This is a genomic window from Pseudomonas soli, assembly GCF_021283165.2.
Lineage (GTDB): Bacteria > Pseudomonadota > Gammaproteobacteria > Pseudomonadales > Pseudomonadaceae > Aquipseudomonas > Aquipseudomonas soli.
The window spans coordinates 4,914,916-4,930,075 of the sequence record NZ_CP128543.1 but is presented as its reverse complement, the minus strand read 5'-3'; the positions used below and the strand labels follow the sequence as shown (position 1 = coordinate 4,930,075).

General features: G+C 65.1%; 12 protein-coding genes. 2 read left to right on the top strand and 10 right to left on the bottom strand.

What is annotated here, in order from left to right; all coding sequences use genetic code 11:
* Positions 1-14: 14 nt before the first annotated feature.
* The 4 genes from LU688_RS22710 to LU688_RS22695 form a co-directional block, all read right to left on the bottom strand.
* On the bottom strand, positions 15-2,861 hold the full coding sequence (locus LU688_RS22710) for a valine--tRNA ligase (RefSeq protein ID WP_023629114.1): 2,847 nt from the start codon (positions 2,859-2,861) through the stop codon (positions 15-17).
* A gap of 128 nt (positions 2,862-2,989) precedes the next feature.
* Positions 2,990-3,361, bottom strand: a complete 372-nt coding sequence (locus LU688_RS22705; protein ID WP_046854295.1) for a hypothetical protein — start codon at positions 3,359-3,361, stop codon at positions 2,990-2,992.
* Positions 3,362-3,366: 5 nt separating this feature from the next.
* Positions 3,367-3,795 carry a DNA polymerase III subunit chi gene (locus LU688_RS22700; protein ID WP_023629112.1) on the bottom strand — a complete coding sequence of 143 codons (429 nt, stop codon included), beginning with the start codon at positions 3,793-3,795 and terminating at the stop codon, positions 3,367-3,369.
* A 50-nt stretch (positions 3,796-3,845) separates the two neighbouring features.
* A complete protein-coding gene (locus LU688_RS22695) occupies positions 3,846-5,339 on the bottom strand; it encodes a leucyl aminopeptidase (RefSeq protein ID WP_038706751.1) in 1,494 nt (497 codons plus the stop codon).
* A gap of 290 nt (positions 5,340-5,629) precedes the next feature.
* Between LU688_RS22695 and lptF the strand changes: the two genes are divergently transcribed.
* A complete protein-coding gene (gene lptF, locus LU688_RS22690) occupies positions 5,630-6,745 on the top strand; it encodes an LPS export ABC transporter permease LptF (RefSeq protein ID WP_023632478.1) in 1,116 nt (371 codons plus the stop codon).
* Positions 6,738-7,799: an LPS export ABC transporter permease LptG gene (gene lptG / locus LU688_RS22685; RefSeq protein WP_023632477.1), complete on the top strand. Its 1,062-nt coding sequence runs from the start codon at positions 6,738-6,740 to the stop codon at positions 7,797-7,799. The genes lptF and lptG overlap by 8 nt, the downstream gene beginning before the upstream one ends.
* A gap of 80 nt (positions 7,800-7,879) precedes the next feature.
* On the opposite strand, the gene LU688_RS22680 is transcribed toward lptG, so the two are convergent.
* The 6 genes from LU688_RS22680 to gcvH form a co-directional block, all read right to left on the bottom strand.
* Positions 7,880-8,368: an RDD family protein gene (locus LU688_RS22680; protein ID WP_046854298.1), complete on the bottom strand. Its 489-nt coding sequence runs from the start codon at positions 8,366-8,368 to the stop codon at positions 7,880-7,882.
* 93 nt (positions 8,369-8,461) lie between these two features.
* Entirely contained in the window at positions 8,462-8,674 is a 213-nt protein-coding gene (locus LU688_RS22675) for a cold-shock protein (protein WP_046854299.1), read from the bottom strand.
* 348 nt (positions 8,675-9,022) lie between these two features.
* Positions 9,023-10,144 (bottom strand): glycine cleavage system aminomethyltransferase GcvT, encoded by a 1,122-nt coding sequence (gcvT, locus tag LU688_RS22670; RefSeq protein ID WP_160290941.1) that lies wholly within the window; start codon positions 10,142-10,144, stop codon positions 9,023-9,025.
* Positions 10,145-10,170: 26 nt separating this feature from the next.
* Positions 10,171-11,547: an L-serine ammonia-lyase gene (locus LU688_RS22665; protein ID WP_232887996.1), complete on the bottom strand. Its 1,377-nt coding sequence runs from the start codon at positions 11,545-11,547 to the stop codon at positions 10,171-10,173.
* A gap of 141 nt (positions 11,548-11,688) precedes the next feature.
* On the bottom strand, positions 11,689-14,544 hold the full coding sequence (gcvP, locus tag LU688_RS22660) for an aminomethyl-transferring glycine dehydrogenase (protein WP_094011697.1): 2,856 nt from the start codon (positions 14,542-14,544) through the stop codon (positions 11,689-11,691).
* 9 nt (positions 14,545-14,553) lie between these two features.
* Positions 14,554-14,937: a glycine cleavage system protein GcvH gene (gene gcvH / locus LU688_RS22655; protein ID WP_094011696.1), complete on the bottom strand. Its 384-nt coding sequence runs from the start codon at positions 14,935-14,937 to the stop codon at positions 14,554-14,556.
* Positions 14,938-15,160 lie beyond the last annotated feature (223 nt).

Genomic DNA, 15,160 nt, shown 5'->3' with positions numbered 1-15,160 from the left:
GCTTCACGTTTGAATTACAGCGCAGCAATCCGCGCATGCTGTTCGGTGAAGTTGGCCAGGGCCTGCTCCGATTCGGCCAGCTTGGCGCGTTCCTTCTCGATCACCGCAGGTGGGGCCTTGTCGACGAAGGCGGCGTTGGACAGCTTGCCGCCGACGCGCTGCACTTCACCCTGCAGGCGCTGGATCTCCTTGCTCAGGCGCGCAAGCTCGGCGTCCTTGTCGATCAGGCCGGCCATCGGCACCAGTACTTGCAGGTCACCCACCAGGGCGGTGGCCGACAGTGGTGCTTCGTCCTGTTCGCCGAGCACGGTGAACGACTCGACCTTGGCCAGCTTCTTGAGCAGCGCTTCGTTTTCCTGCAGGCGACGCTGGTCGTCGGCATTGGCGTTCTTCAGGAACAGCGGCAGCGGCTTGCCCGGGCCGATGTTCATCTCGGCGCGGATGTTGCGCAGGCCGACCATCAGCTCCTTGAGCCACTCGATGTCGCCTTCGGCGGCGGCGTCGATGCGGCTTTCGTTCGCTTCAGGCCATGGCTGCAACATGATGGTCTTGCCGTTGATGCCGGCCAGTGGCGCGATGCGCTGCCAGATCTCTTCGGTGATGAACGGCATGAACGGGTGGGCCAGGCGCAGGGCCACTTCCAGCACGCGTACCAGGGTGCGGCGGGTGCCGCGGGCGCGCTCGACCGGGGCATTCTCGTCCCACAGCACCGGCTTGGACAGCTCCAGGTACCAGTCGCAGTACTGGTTCCAGATGAACTCGTACAGCGCCTGGCTGGCCAGGTCGAAGCGGAACTGCTCGAGCTGGCGGGTCACCTCGGCTTCGGTACGCTGCAGCTGCGAGATGATCCAGCGGTCGGCCAGCGACAGCTCGTAGGCCTCGCCGTTCTGGCCGCAGTCCTCGCCCTTGTCCAGCACGTAGCGGGCGGCGTTCCAGATCTTGTTGCAGAAGTTGCGGTAGCCTTCGACGCGGCCCATGTCGAACTTGATGTCACGACCGGTGGAAGCCAGCGAGCAGAAGGTGAAGCGCAGGGCGTCGGTGCCGTAGCTGGCGATGCCTTCGGGGAACTCGGCCTTGGTCTGCTTGGCGATCTTCTCGGCGAGCTTGGGCTGCATCATGCCGCTGGTGCGTTTTTCCAGCAGGGCGTCGAGGGTGATGCCGTCGACGATGTCCAGCGGGTCGAGGACGTTGCCCTTGGACTTGGACATCTTCTGCCCCTGGCCATCACGCACCAGGCCGTGCACGTAGACGGTCTTGAACGGTACCTGCGGGGTGCCGTCCTCGTTCTTGATCAGGTGCATGGTCAGCATGATCATCCGGGCGACCCAGAAGAAAATGATGTCAAAGCCGGTGACCAGCACGTCGGTGGAGTGGAACTTCTTCAGGAACTCGGTCTGTTCCGGCCAGCCCAGGGTGGAGAAGGTCCACAGGCCCGAGCTGAACCAGGTGTCGAGCACGTCGTCATCCTGGCGCAGTTTCACATCGTTGCCCAGGTTGTGCTTGGCGCGCACTTCGGCCTCGTCGCGGCCGACATAGACCTGGCCGGCCTCGTCGTACCAGGCCGGGATGCGGTGGCCCCACCACAGCTGGCGGCTGATGCACCAGTCCTGGATGTCGCGCATCCACGAGAAGTACATGTTCTCGTATTGCTTGGGCACGAACTGGATGCGGCCGTCTTCGACGGCGGCGATGGCAGGCTCGGCCAGCGGCTTGGTGGAGACGTACCACTGGTCGGTCAGCCATGGCTCGATGACGGTGCCGGAGCGGTCGCCTTTCGGCACCTTCAGGGCGTGGTCGTCGATGCTGACCAGCAGGCCTTGGGCGTCCAGGTCGGCGACCATCTGCTTGCGCGCGACGAAGCGGTCGAGGCCGGCGTACTGGGCCGGCAGCGAGGTGTCGAGCTGCTCGTTGACGCTGCCGTCGAGGTTGAATGCCTGCACCGCGGCCAGCACGGTGGCGTTCTTGTCGAAGATGTTCAGCAGCGGCAGGTTGTGGCGCTTGCCGACTTCGTAGTCGTTGAAATCGTGGGCCGGGGTAATCTTCACGCAGCCGGTGCCGAATTCGGGGTCGCAATAGTCATCGGCGACGATCGGGATCAGACGACCGACCAGCGGCAGTTTGACGAACTTGCCGATCAGGGCCTGGTAGCGCTCGTCATTCGGGTTGACGGCAACGGCGACGTCACCGAGCAGGGTTTCCGGACGGGTGGTGGCGACCACCAGGTGGTCCTTGCCGTCGGCGGTCTTGGCGCCGTCGGCCAGCGGATAGCGCAGGTTCCACAGGTGGCCCTTCTCGTCGTGGTTTTCCACTTCGAGGTCGGAGATTGCCGTGTGCAGCTTGGTGTCCCAGTTGACCAGGCGCTTGCCGCGGTAGATCAGACCGTCTTCATGCAGGCGCACGAAGGCTTCCTTGACCGCCTCGGAGAGACCGTCGTCCATGGTGAAGCGCTCGCGGCTCCAGTCCACCGACGAGCCCAGGCGGCGGATCTGGCGGCTGATGTTGCCGCCCGACTGGTCCTTCCACTCCCAGACCTTCTCCAGGAACTGCTCACGGCCCAGGTCGTGGCGGTTCTGGCCCTTGGCCTCGAGCTGGCGCTCGACCAGCATCTGGGTAGCGATACCGGCGTGGTCGGTGCCCGGCTGCCACAGGGTGTCGCGCCCTTGCATGCGGCGGAAACGGATCAGGGCGTCCATGATCGCGTTGTTGAAACCGTGGCCCATGTGCAGGCTGCCGGTCACGTTCGGCGGCGGGATCATGATGGTGTAGGACTCGCCTGCACCTTGTGGGGCGAAATAGTTCTCGGACTCCCAGGTGTTGTACCAGGAAGTTTCGATGGCGTGCGGCTGGTAGGTCTTATCCATGCGCGGCGGGACCCTTAGGCATTAATTCGGGAAAGCCGGGAAGTATAACCAAGCTGCGCGTTTCAAGACAGGTGTAGCGGGCAAGCCCGCTTGAGGGAGCGGGCTTGCCCCGCGATGCGGACGAAGGGTTACTCGGAACGCTTGAGCAACCGTTCCAGCCGCGCATCGAGGCGGCGCTTGATCTCGGTCTCGATGTGCGGGGTGAAGTCGTTGATCACGTCCTGCATGATCGACTGCGCCGCGGCGCGCAGTTCGGCGTCCAGATGCAGCAGGGTGTCCTGGCGGCGGGTCTGGGCATCCTCTTCGGGTGCCGGAGTCGGTGCCGGCGCTGCGGCGGCGGGCGCTTCGGCGCTCGGCTCGTCGAGCAGCAGGGGGATCTGCTCCACGGTTTCGGTCAGCAGGGGCGGTTGCAGGTCGGCGTCACCCAGCAGCTCGCGGATCGACTCGAGGTCGTCGAGCAGGTGGGCGGAATGGGTCAGGGAGTTCAGCTGCTTGTCCATCGTCGTCAAAGTCGCTGTAAGCGGTGGTCTTGCAGAGCATAGCCCTGTTCGCGGTAGAAACGGAATCGCTCGCGAGCGGCCAGGCGGATGGCCGGCTCCTCGACGACGATTTCGGCGACCCGTTCGAACTGGCCGACAAAGGCCGGAACCTCGCCACCCAGGTTGATCAGCAGGTCACGGTGTTGGCCAGCATCGGCGCCGACACCCAGCGCGACAACGGCGTCGGGGTGCTGTTCGGCATGGTCGTGGGGCAAGAAGGCCTCGCCCTTGAACTGCCACAGGCGCAGGTCAAGTTCGCTGCGCTGCGCCTCGTCCTGGCAGTGCAGGTAGACCCGGTGGCCGAGGCGCCAGGCCTTTTCGCACAGCTTGCAGGCGAAATCCAGGCGCACCGACAGCGAGTCGCTGGGCAGGATGTAGAAATCGACTTTGCTCATGATCGTTAAGTGCCGGCCGGTGGCGCGGGGGCGCCACCGGCTGCGCGCCATCAGGCGCCGGCGCGGTCCAGCAGGTACTGGGTGAGCAGCGGTACCGGGCGGCCCGAGGCGCCCTTGTCCTTGCCGCCGCTGATCCAGGCAGTGCCGGCGATGTCCAGGTGCGCCCAGTGGTAGGCCTTGGCGAAGCGCGACAGGAAGCAGCCGGCGGTGATGGTGCCGGCCTTCGGGCCACCGATGTTGGCGATGTCGGCGAACGGGCTGTCCAGCTGCTCCTGGTACTCATCGAACAGCGGCAGCTGCCAGGCGCGGTCGTCGGCGCGCTTGCCGGCGTCGAGCAGTTGGCCGACCAGGGCGTCGTCATTGCCCATCAGGCCGGAGGTGTGGCTGCCCAGGGCGACGATGCAGGCGCCGGTCAGGGTGGCGATGTCGATCACCGCCTGTGGCTTGAAGCGTTCGGCGTAGGTGAGGGTGTCGCACAGCACCAGGCGGCCTTCGGCGTCGGTGTTGAGGATCTCGACGGTCTGCCCGCTCATGGTGGTGACGATGTCGCCCGGACGGGTGGCGCCGCCGCTCGGCATGTTTTCGGCGCAGGCCAGCAGGCACACCAGGTTGATCGGCAGTTGCAGCTCGAGCACGGCGCGCAGGGTGCCGAACACACTGGCGGCGCCGCACATGTCGTACTTCATCTCGTCCATGCCGGCGCCGGGCTTGAGGCTGATGCCGCCGGTGTCGAAGGTGATGCCCTTGCCGACCAGCACGAACGGTTTTTCGCTCTTCTTGCCGCCCTGGTAGTTGAGCACGATCAGCCGTGGTGGCTGGTCGCTGCCCTGGCCCACGGCGTAGAACGCGCCCATGCCCAGGTCCTTGATCTTCTTCTCGTCCAGCACCTCGACCTTGAGGCCCTTGTGCGCCTTGCCCAGGTCCTTGGCCTGTTCGGCGAGGAAGCTCGGGTGGCAGACGTTCGGCGGCAGGTTGCCCAGGTCGCGGGTGAAGGCCATGCCGGTGGCGATGGCGCTGGCATGCTTGACGGCGCGCTCGGCCTCGGCCTGACCAGCCTTGGCGGTGAGCAGGGTGACTTTCTTCAGGGCGCGCGGTTCGGCCTTCTGGCTCTTGTAGCGGTCGAACACGTAGTTGCCGTCGAGCAGGGTCTCGGCCAGCAGGCGGTACTTGCCGTAGTGGCCATCGCGGCCGGTGACGGCGATGTCGTCCAGGGCCAGCACGGCGTCGCCGCCACCCAGGCCCTTGAGCACGCCGGCGACGCTGGCCACCAGCTTGCGCCAGGCGCGGTCGCCGAGGGCTTCGTCCTTGCCGCTGCCGACCAGCAGCACGCGCTCGGCCTTCAGGCCCGGCAGGCTGTGCAGCAGCAGAGTCTGGCCCGGCTTGCCGGCCAGGTCGCCGCGCTTGAGCAGCGCGCTGATGGCGCCTTCGGTGGCCTGGTCGACGGCCTTGGTGGTGGCGCCGAGCTTGCGGCCTTCACCCACCGGCACGACCAGGGTGGCGGTCTTGACGGATACAGCGGCTACGCTTTTTACAACCAGTTCCATGTCTGGGGTCCCCGAATGATCTGTCAGTTGGCGCTGTCTTGGGCAAGCGCTCGTCAAACCGCCCCGGCAACCTTTGCCGGCCAGCGGAAAAGCTGCCAGTTTGAGCTTGCCGCGACCTTGCTGACAACCCCGTCATGCGCCAAGGTGCGCGGCCAAGTGACAGGCGCCGTCAATCACAGGATAATGCGCGCACTTTTACATGGAGGTTCGCCTTGGCGAACCGGCATTGGTCTTGGCTGTCCGAATCGTTCGTCTGGCTTTGAACCCCTGACAACCCAGGAGTGTCTGGTTTGATCGTCTTTCGTTATCTGTCCCGCGAGGTCCTGGTGACCTTGAGCGCCGTCAGCGCCGTGCTGCTGGTGATCATCATGAGCGGGCGCTTCATCAAGTACCTGGCCCAGGCGGCCCAGGGCATGCTCGACCCGGGCGTGCTGTTCATGATCATGGGGTTCCGCCTGCCGGGCTTCCTGCAACTGATCCTGCCGCTGGGGCTGTTCCTCGGTATCCTGCTTGCCTATGGCCGGTTGTATCTCGAAAGCGAGATGACCGTGCTGTCGGCCACTGGCATGAGCCAGCAGCGCCTGCTTGCCGTGACCATGGTGCCGGCGGCACTGGTCGCCCTGCTGGTGGCCTGGCTGAGCCTGAGCCTGGCCCCCCTGGGGGTTGCCCAGGTGCAGAAGATCATCGCCCAGCAGGATACCCTGACCGAGTTCGACACCCTGGTGCCGGGCCGTTTCCAGACCCTGCGCGATGGCTCGCGGGTGACCTACACCGAGCAGCTGTCCGATGACCGCATCAACCTGGCGGGCGTGTTCATCTCCGAGAAGCGCTTCAACCAGGACAAGACCAAGGACCGCGCGCCTTCGGTGCTGGTCGCCGAGAAAGGCCACCAGGAAGTGCAGGCCGACGGCAACCGCTACCTGGTGTTGCAGAACGGATACCGCTACGACGGCAATCCCGGCCAGGCCGACTACCGTGCGATCAAGTACGACACCTATGGCGTGCTGCTGCCAAAGCCTGAGGTCGCCGAGGAGGTGACCGAGCGCGAGGCCATCCCGACTTCTGACCTGTTCGGGCATCAGGGGCTGCGTGAGCGCGCCGAGCTACAATGGCGCCTGTCGCTGCCGCTGCTGGTGTTCGTGGTCACCCTGCTGGCGGTGCCGCTGTCGCGCGTCAACCCGCGCCAGGGCCGCTTCCTCAAGCTGCTGCCGGCGATTCTCCTGTACATGGCCTATCTGACAATGCTGATTTCCGTGCGTGGCGCCCTGGAGAAGGGCAAGTTGCCTATCTCGCTGGGTATCTGGTGGGTCCATGGCCTGTTCCTGCTGATCGGCCTGGCGCTGATGTACTGGGAGCCGCTGCGTCTGAAGCGTGCCGCTCGCCGTGCGGAGGTGGCCCGTGGTTAAACTGGACCGCTACATCGGCCAGAGCGTGCTGCTGGCCATTCTCGCCGTGCTGGGCATCATCCTCGGCCTGGCCTCGTTGTTCGCCTTCATCGATGAGATGGGCGACCTGAGCGACACTTACACGGTCATGGATGCCAGCAGCTTCGTGCTGCTCACCGCGCCGCGCCGGCTCTACGACATGCTGCCGATGGCGGCGCTGATCGGCTGCCTGATCGGCCTGGGCAGCCTGGCCAGCAGCAGCGAGCTGACCATCATGCGCGCTGCCGGTGTGTCCATCGGGCGCATCGTCTGGGCGGTGATGAAGCCGATGCTGGTGCTGATGCTGGTCGGCCTGCTGATCGGCGAATACGTGGCCCCGGTGACCGAGAACAAGGCCCAGGCCGACCGTTCGCTGGCCCAGGGCGGTGGCGAGGCGCAGAGTTCCAAGCGCGGCATGTGGCACCGCCAGGGCGAGGAGTTCGTGCACATCAACTCGGTGCAGCCCAATGGCCTGCTGCTGGGTGTGACCCGCTACCGCTTCGACAGCGAGCGCAAGATCCAGACCTCCAGCTTCGCCCGCCGGGCGCAGTACGTCGATGGCAAATGGATGCTCAACGATGTGGCCACCACCTACTTCCGCGGTGACCACACCGAAGTGGTCAAGAGCCCAGAAGAGGTGTGGGACGTGTCGGTGACCCCGGAGTTGCTCAACACCGTGGTGCTGGCACCGGAGTCGCTGTCGATCACCGGGCTGTGGGACTACATCCACTACCTTTCCGACCAGGGGCTGAACAACGCCCGCTACTGGCTGGCGTTCTGGACCAAGGTCCTGCAGCCGGTGGTCACCGCGGCGCTGGTGCTGATGGCGATTTCGTTCATCTTCGGCCCGTTGCGTTCGGTCACCCTTGGCCAGCGCGTGTTCACCGGTGTGCTGGTGGGCTTCGTGTTCCGCATCGCCGGGGAACTGCTGGGCCCATCGAGCCAGGTGTTCGGCTTCCCGCCGCTGCTGGCGGTGGTGATTCCGGCCGGCATCTGTGCGCTGGCGGGCTTGTGGTTGATGCGCCGGGCGGGTTGATGGCGCGAGCTGCATAAAGAAGCCGACCCTTGGGTCGGCTTTTTTGCGGGTGCTTTTCGCAGGCCTGATGCCCGCGCAGCTCACTTCTTGCGCTTGGGCAGGCGTACCAGCTGGGTCTCGGAATAGATGTCGTGCCAGCTGCGTTTACGTTTGTCGAACAACGACCAGATGAAACCCAGCCCCAGGCACAGCCACGACGCGATCGACACCACGAAACGCAGCAATGCCTGCCAGAGGCTGATGGCGCTGCCATCGGCGTTCTGCACGCGCATGCCCCATACCTGCATGCCCAGGGTCTGGCCACCGTGGGTCCAGAACTTGGCGAAGAAGCCAAACAGGGCGAACAGCAGGATCGTCGACAGCAGCGGGTCGCCGTCCAAGGCACCGGCCTCGGTCAGCTCGCGCATGCGCGCCTCGCCGATGATCGCCATCTGGATCATCTTGTAGGCGCCGGCAGTCACGATCAGCAGGGCCGTGCACAGCAGGAAGTCGTAGAACATCGCGGCCAGGCGACGGCCCAGGCCGACCGGCGGGAAATCACCCTGGGGGTTGAGCAATGGCTTGGACATGCATGACAGCTCCAGATGGCAAAGGCCCATTCTATGGAATTGCGCGCACAAAAAAGCCCCTGTGCGTCAACACAGGGGCTTTTTATCGGAAGATCAGCCTTCGGCCTGGACTTCGTCAGCCTGCATGCCTTTCTGGCCCTGGACGGCCACGAAGGTCACTTTCTGGCCTTCTTTCAGGCTCTTGAAGCCGTTGCCTTGGATGGCGCGGAAGTGCACGAACAGATCCGGACCGCTTTCTGGGGTGATGAAGCCGTAACCTTTTTCGTCATTGAACCACTTGACGGTACCGTTCTGACGCTCAGCCATTGTCTTATTTCCTATGAAGCTTAAATATTGATGACAGTTTCTTTCACACTTTTTGTAAGTGAAAGACTACTGGGCTGGGTTGCAGGAAAGTAAGAGACGTCGAACGGGTTGTAGCAGATTGCGGCTACTGGCCCAGGTCACGAACTGTTGCGACCCATGCAAACACAGTGCAGTGACTCTACGCCAACTGCCGAGCGAAAAACAAGCCCTTGCGACGGGTGAAAATCAGGCTTTTCCCGATCACCGAACGATTTGTCGGAAACGCCGTGGCGCCTGGCCTGGCGCTATGTTCAGAAGTTATTGGACAGGTTCGAAAACGAATATGTCGAACCCGTCCAATCCACTCATTCAGCCACGGTAGTAACGTTGCGCCACGAAAGGCATTTTGCTGACTTTCATGGCAACTTGCTTGCCGCGCACCATTGCAAACAGTGCAGTGTCCAGGGTGGTGTGTTCGTTATCGACATAGCCCATTGTGACCGGCGCGCCGAGCGTCGGGCCGAAGCCGCCGCTGCACACCTCGCCGACCACCTTGCCTGTCGCGTCGACGATCTGCGCGCCTTCACGCACCGGGGTGCGCTCCTGGGGCAGCAGGCCTACGCGTTTGCGCGCCACGCCGGACTGTTGCTGGGCAAACACGGTGTCGGCACCCGGGAAACCACCGGCCCGTGCGCCGTCGGCACGGCGCACCTTGGAGATGGCCCACAGCAGGCTGGCCTCGATCGGCGTGGTGGTGGTGTCCATGTCGTGGCCGTACAGGCACAGGCCGGCCTCCAGGCGCAGTGAGTCGCGTGCGCCCAGGCCGATTGGCTGTACCTCTGGCTCGGCCAGCAGCCGGCGCGCCAGCGCTTCGGCCTTGTCGGCCGGCACGGAAATCTCGAAACCGTCCTCACCGGTGTAGCCCGAGCGGCTGACATAGCAGTCGGCGCCGAGCAGTTGAACAGGCTGGAACTGCATGAACGTCATCTTCGCCACCGCAGGTGCCAGGCGCTCCAGCACCTTGACCGCCGCCGGGCCTTGCAGCGCCAGCAGGGCGCGTTCCTCGAACAGTGGCTGGATCTCGCAGCGGCTGCCGATGTGCTGGCGCAGGTGGGCCAGGTCCTGCTCCTTGCAGGCGGCGTTGACCACCAGGAACAGGGTGTCGTCACCGAGGTTGGCGACCATCAGGTCGTCGAGGATGCCACCCTCGGCATTGGTGAACATGGCATAGCGCTGCATGCCCACCGGCAGGTCGATGATGTCCACCGGCACCAGGGTTTCCAGGGCCTTGGCGGCGTCGTTGCCGCGCAGGATGATCTGGCCCATGTGCGAAACGTCGAACAGGCCGGCTTGCTCGCGGGTGTGCAGGTGCTCCTTGAGCACGCCCAAGCGGTATTGTACGGGCATGTCGTAGCCGGCGAACGGCACCATGCGCGCGCCCAGTTCCAGGTGCAGGGCGTGCAGCGGGGTCTTGTGCAGTGTTTCGGACATCGGTGACTCCTTGGTTTTTATTCGGGTCAACATTCGATGATGTTGACGGCCAGACCGCCGCGGGCGGTCTCCTTGTATTTGATTTTCATGTCGGCGCCGGTCTGGCGCATGGTGCGGATGACCTTGTCGAGGGAAACGTAGTGCTGCCCGTCGCCGCGCAGGGCCATGCGCACCGCGTTGATCGCCTTCACCGAGCCCATGGCGTTGCGCTCGATGCAGGGCACCTGGACCAGCCCGCCAATGGGGTCGCAGGTCAGGCCCAGGTTGTGTTCCATGCCGATCTCGGCGGCGTTCTCCACCTGTTGCGGAGTACCGCCCATCACTTCGCACAGGGCGCCTGCGGCCATGGAGCAGGCCACGCCGACCTCGCCCTGGCAGCCCACCTCGGCCCCGGAGATCGATGCGTTCTCCTTGTACAGAATGCCGATTGCCGCGGCAGTGAGCAGGAAGCGCACCACCCCGTCCTCGTTGGCGCCGGGCACGAAGCGCATGTAGTAGTGCAGCACCGCGGGGACAATGCCGGCCGCGCCATTGGTCGGTGCCGTGACCACGCGTCCGCCGTAGGCGTTTTCCTCGTTCACCGCCAGGGCGTAGAGGTTGACCCAGTCGAGCACCGACAGCGCATCACGCAGGCTGGCTTCCGGATGCCGGCTGAGCTGGCGGTACAACGCCGGAGCCCGGCGCTTGACCTTCAGCCCGCCAGGCAGGATGCCTTCGTGCCGGCAACCGGCCTCGACGCAGTCCTGCATCACCTGCCAGATGCGCAGCAGGCCGGCACGGGTCTCAGCTTCCGGGCGCCAGGCGGCCTCGTTGGCCAGCATCACCTGGCTGAACGACAGGTGCTGCGCGGTGCAGTGGCCGAGCAGTTCCTTGCCGGTCTTGAAAGGGTAGGGCAGCACGGTGCTGTCCTCGACGATGCGGTCATGGCCGGCCGCATCCTCGTCAACCACGAAACCGCCTCCCACCGAGTAGTACTCGCGGCTACGGATCTGCAGGCCGGCGGCATCGAAGGCGCGGAAGATCATGCCGTTGGGGTGGTAGGCCAGCGGTTTGCGGATCATCGCCAGGTGCTGTTTTTCGACGAAGTCGATGTCGTGTTCGCCGAGCAGGCTGAGCCGACCGCTTTCACGAATGGCTTGCAGACGGGCGGGGATGGCTTCGGTATCGACGCTGTCCGGATGCTCGCCTTCCAGGCCTAGCAACACGGCCTTGTCGCTGCCGTGGCCCTTGCCGGTGGCGCCGAGGGAGCCGTACAGCTCGGCCTTGACCGTGGCCGTGCCGGCCAGCAGGCCATCACGGCGCAAGCCTTCGGCGAAGCGCGCGGCGGCGCGCATCGGCCCGACCGTGTGCGAACTGGAGGGGCCGATGCCGATCTTGAACAGGTCGAAGACGCTCAAAGACATGCTGCTTCCTCCTGATGATGGCCAGTAAGCCCATTGGGGGCTGCTACGCAGCCCATCGCCGGCAAGCCGGCTCCCACAGCTTAGCGCTGAACCTGTGGGAGCCGGCTTGCCGGCGATGGGGCGCGCAGCGGCCCCACCCGATCAGACGTCCTGGTAGCTCTCGATCGACGGGCAGGCGCAGACCAGGTTGCGGTCGCCGAACACGTTGTCGACCCGGCCGACCGGTGGCCAGTACTTGCCTTCCACCAGGCTCGGCAGCGGATACACCGCCTGCTCGCGGCTGTAGCCGTGGGCCCATTCGCCGGCCAGCTCCGCCGCGGTGTGCGGGGCGTTCTTCAGCGGGTTGTCGTCCTTGTCCAGGCTGCCGTTCTCGACCGCGCGAATCTCTTCGCGGATCTGGATCATGGCGTCGCAGAATCGATCCAGTTCCTCTTTCGACTCGCTTTCGGTCGGTTCGATCATCAGCGTGCCGGCCACCGGGAAGGACATGGTCGGGGCGTGGAAGCCGAAGTCGATCAGGCGCTTGGCGACATCGTCGACGCTGATGCCGCTGGTGTCCTTGAGCGGACGCAGGTCGAGGATGCACTCGTGCGCCACCAGGCCGTTGCCGCCGGTGTACAGCACAGGATAGTGCTCTTCCAGGCGACGGGCGATGTAGTTGGCGTTGAGGATCGCCATCTGCGAGGCGCGCTTGAGGCCCGCGCCACCCATCATGCGAATGTACATCCAGGTGATCGGCAGGATGCTGGCGCTGCCGAACGGTGCGGCGCATACCGCGCCCTGGGTGTTTTCCAGCTGGGCATGGCCCGGCAGGAATGGCGCCAGGTGCGCCTTGACGCCGATCGGGCCGACGCCCGGGCCGCCGCCGCCGTGGGGGATGCAGAAGGTCTTGTGCAGGTTCAGGTGCGAGACGTCGCCGCCGAACTTGCCCGGGGCGCACAGGCCGACCATGGCGTTCATGTTGGCGCCGTCGATGTACACCTGGCCGCCGTTGTCGTGGATGATCGCGCAGATCTCGCCGATGGCTTCCTCGAATACGCCGTGGGTGGACGGGTAGGTGATCATGATCGCCGCCAGGCGCTCGCGGTGCTCGATGGCCTTGGCACGCAGGTCGTCGATGTCGACGTTGCCGCGCGCGTCGCAGGCGGTCACTACCACGCGCATGCCGGCCATGTGCGCGGTGGCGGGGTTGGTGCCGTGGGCCGAGGACGGGATCAGGCAGATGTCACGGTGGCTGTCGCCACGGCTGCGGTGGTAGGCGCGGATCGCCAGCAGGCCGGCGTATTCGCCTTGGGAGCCGGCGTTGGGCTGCAGTGACACGGCGTCATAGCCGGTGGCGGCGCAGAGCATGGCTTCCAGCTCGCTGGTCATCTGCAGGTAGCCCTGGCTTTGCGCGGCCGGGGCAAACGGGTGCAGGTTGCCGAACTCGGCCCAGGTCACCGGGATCATTTCGCTGGCGGCGTTGAGCTTCATGGTGCACGAGCCCAGCGGGATCATGGTGCGGTCCAGGGCCAGGTCCTTGTCGGCCAGGCGGCGCAGGTAGCGCATCAGCTCGGTTTCGCTGTGGTAGCGGTTGAACACCGGGTGCTCGAGGATGGCCGACTGGCGCAACAGGCCGGCCGGCAGGCGCACGGCGACGGTGTTGGCCAGGGCGGTGAAGTCAGGGCTGGCCTGGCCGTCGGCGAACAGCTGCCACAGGGCCTCGACATCGGCCTGGGTGCTGGTTTCGTCCAGCGACAGGCCCAGCTGGGCGGCGTCGACCTGGCGCAGGTTGATGCCCTGGACGCGGGCCTTGTCGTGCAGCGCGCTGGTGCTGGCACCGGTGGCCAGGGTGAGGGTGTCGAAGAAATCGCCGGTGACCACCTTGATGCCCAGCTTGGTCAGGCCGGTAGCGAGGATCGCGGTCAGCGCATGGGTGCGCTCGGCAATGCGCTTGAGGCCGGCAGGGCCGTGGTACACGGCGTACATGCTGGCGATATTGGCCAGCAGCACCTGGGCGGTGCAGATGTTGCTGGTAGCCTTCTCGCGGCGGATGTGCTGCTCGCGGGTCTGCATGGCCAGGCGCAGGGCCGGCTTGCCGAAGCGGTCGATCGATACCCCGACCAGACGGCCCGGCATGTCGCGCTTGAAGGCGTCGCGGGTGGCGAAGTAGGCCGCGTGCGGGCCACCGAAGCCCAGCGGCACGCCGAAGCGCTGGGCGCTGCCGATGGCCACGTCGGCGTCGAACTCGCCCGGCGGGGTGAGCAGGGTCAGGGCCAGCAGGTCGGCGGCCACGGCCACCAGGGCACCTGCGCCGTGGAAGCGCTGCACCACCTCGCGGTAGTCGAACACGTCACCGTTGCTGGCCGGGTACTGCAGCAGGGCGCCAAAGAAGGCGCTGACGTCGCCCAGTTCGCGCTCGTCGCCCACCACCACCTCAATGCCCAGCGGTTCGGCGCGGGTGCGCAGCACGTCGAGGGTCTGCGGGTGGCAGTGCACGGAGGCGAAGAAGGCATGGCTGGCCTTGTTCTTCGACAGGCGCTTGCAGAAGGTCATGGCTTCTGCGGCGGCGGTGGCCTCGTCGAGCAGGGAAGCGTTGGCTATCGGCAGGCCGGTGAGGTCGCTGATCAGGGTCTGGAAGTTCAGCAGCGCTTCCAGACGGCCCTGGGAAATCTCCGGCTGGTACGGGGTGTAGGCGGTGTACCAGGCCGGGTTCTCCAGCAGGTTGCGCAGGATCGGCGCCGGGGTGTGGGTGTTGTAGTAGCCCTGGCCTATGTAGCTCTTGAACAGCTGGTTCTTGGCGGCGATGGCTTTCAATGCGGCGAGGGCATCGGCCTCGCTCTGCCCGTCGTGGCTGCCGAGCACGCTGGTGCCCTTGATGCTGTCGGGGATGACGGCGGCGGTCATCGCGTCCAGCGAGTCGAAGCCCAGGGTCGTGAGCATGGCCTGCTCGTCAGCGGCGCGTGGGCCGATGTGGCGGGCAATGAATTCGTTGGCGGTGCCGAGGTTGATGGTCATGGTGATTCCTCAGGCGTCGTCGTTGGCTTTGAGCAGGCGGTCGTAGGCATCCTGGTCGAGCAGGGCATGCACTTCGCTCATGTCGGCGGGCTTGAAGCGGAAGAACCAGCCTTCGCCCAGCGGGTCTTCGTTGACCAGCTCGGGGTTGTCGTTGAGGCCTTCGTTGACCGCGACCACTTCACCGGCCAGTGGCATGTACACGCCGCTGGCGGCCTTGACCGACTCCACGGTGGAGGCTTCGGCGCCCTTGTCGTACTGCTGCAGCTCCGGCAGTTGCACATAGACCACATCACCCAAGGCGTTCTGGGCGTAGGCGGTGATGCCCACGGTGACGCTGCCATCGGCTTCGACGCGCAGCCATTCGTGATCTTCGGTGAAACGCAACTCGCTCATGGGAATTCCTCGGGAAGCAGGGGCGTTGGGCGCGGTAGGCTCCGCGCTCTTAAGGTTGGAATTCCCTTAGCAATAATGCGGCCAGTCTTAAAAATCCTTATAAATCAATTGGTTAGTTTGTTAATGCAATCGATTTGTCATTTTTGTGGAATGAAATCGATACAGGAGAAGGGTGATTCAAAAGCACAGTGGGATCAAACCCTTGTACCCAGGCACCCAGATG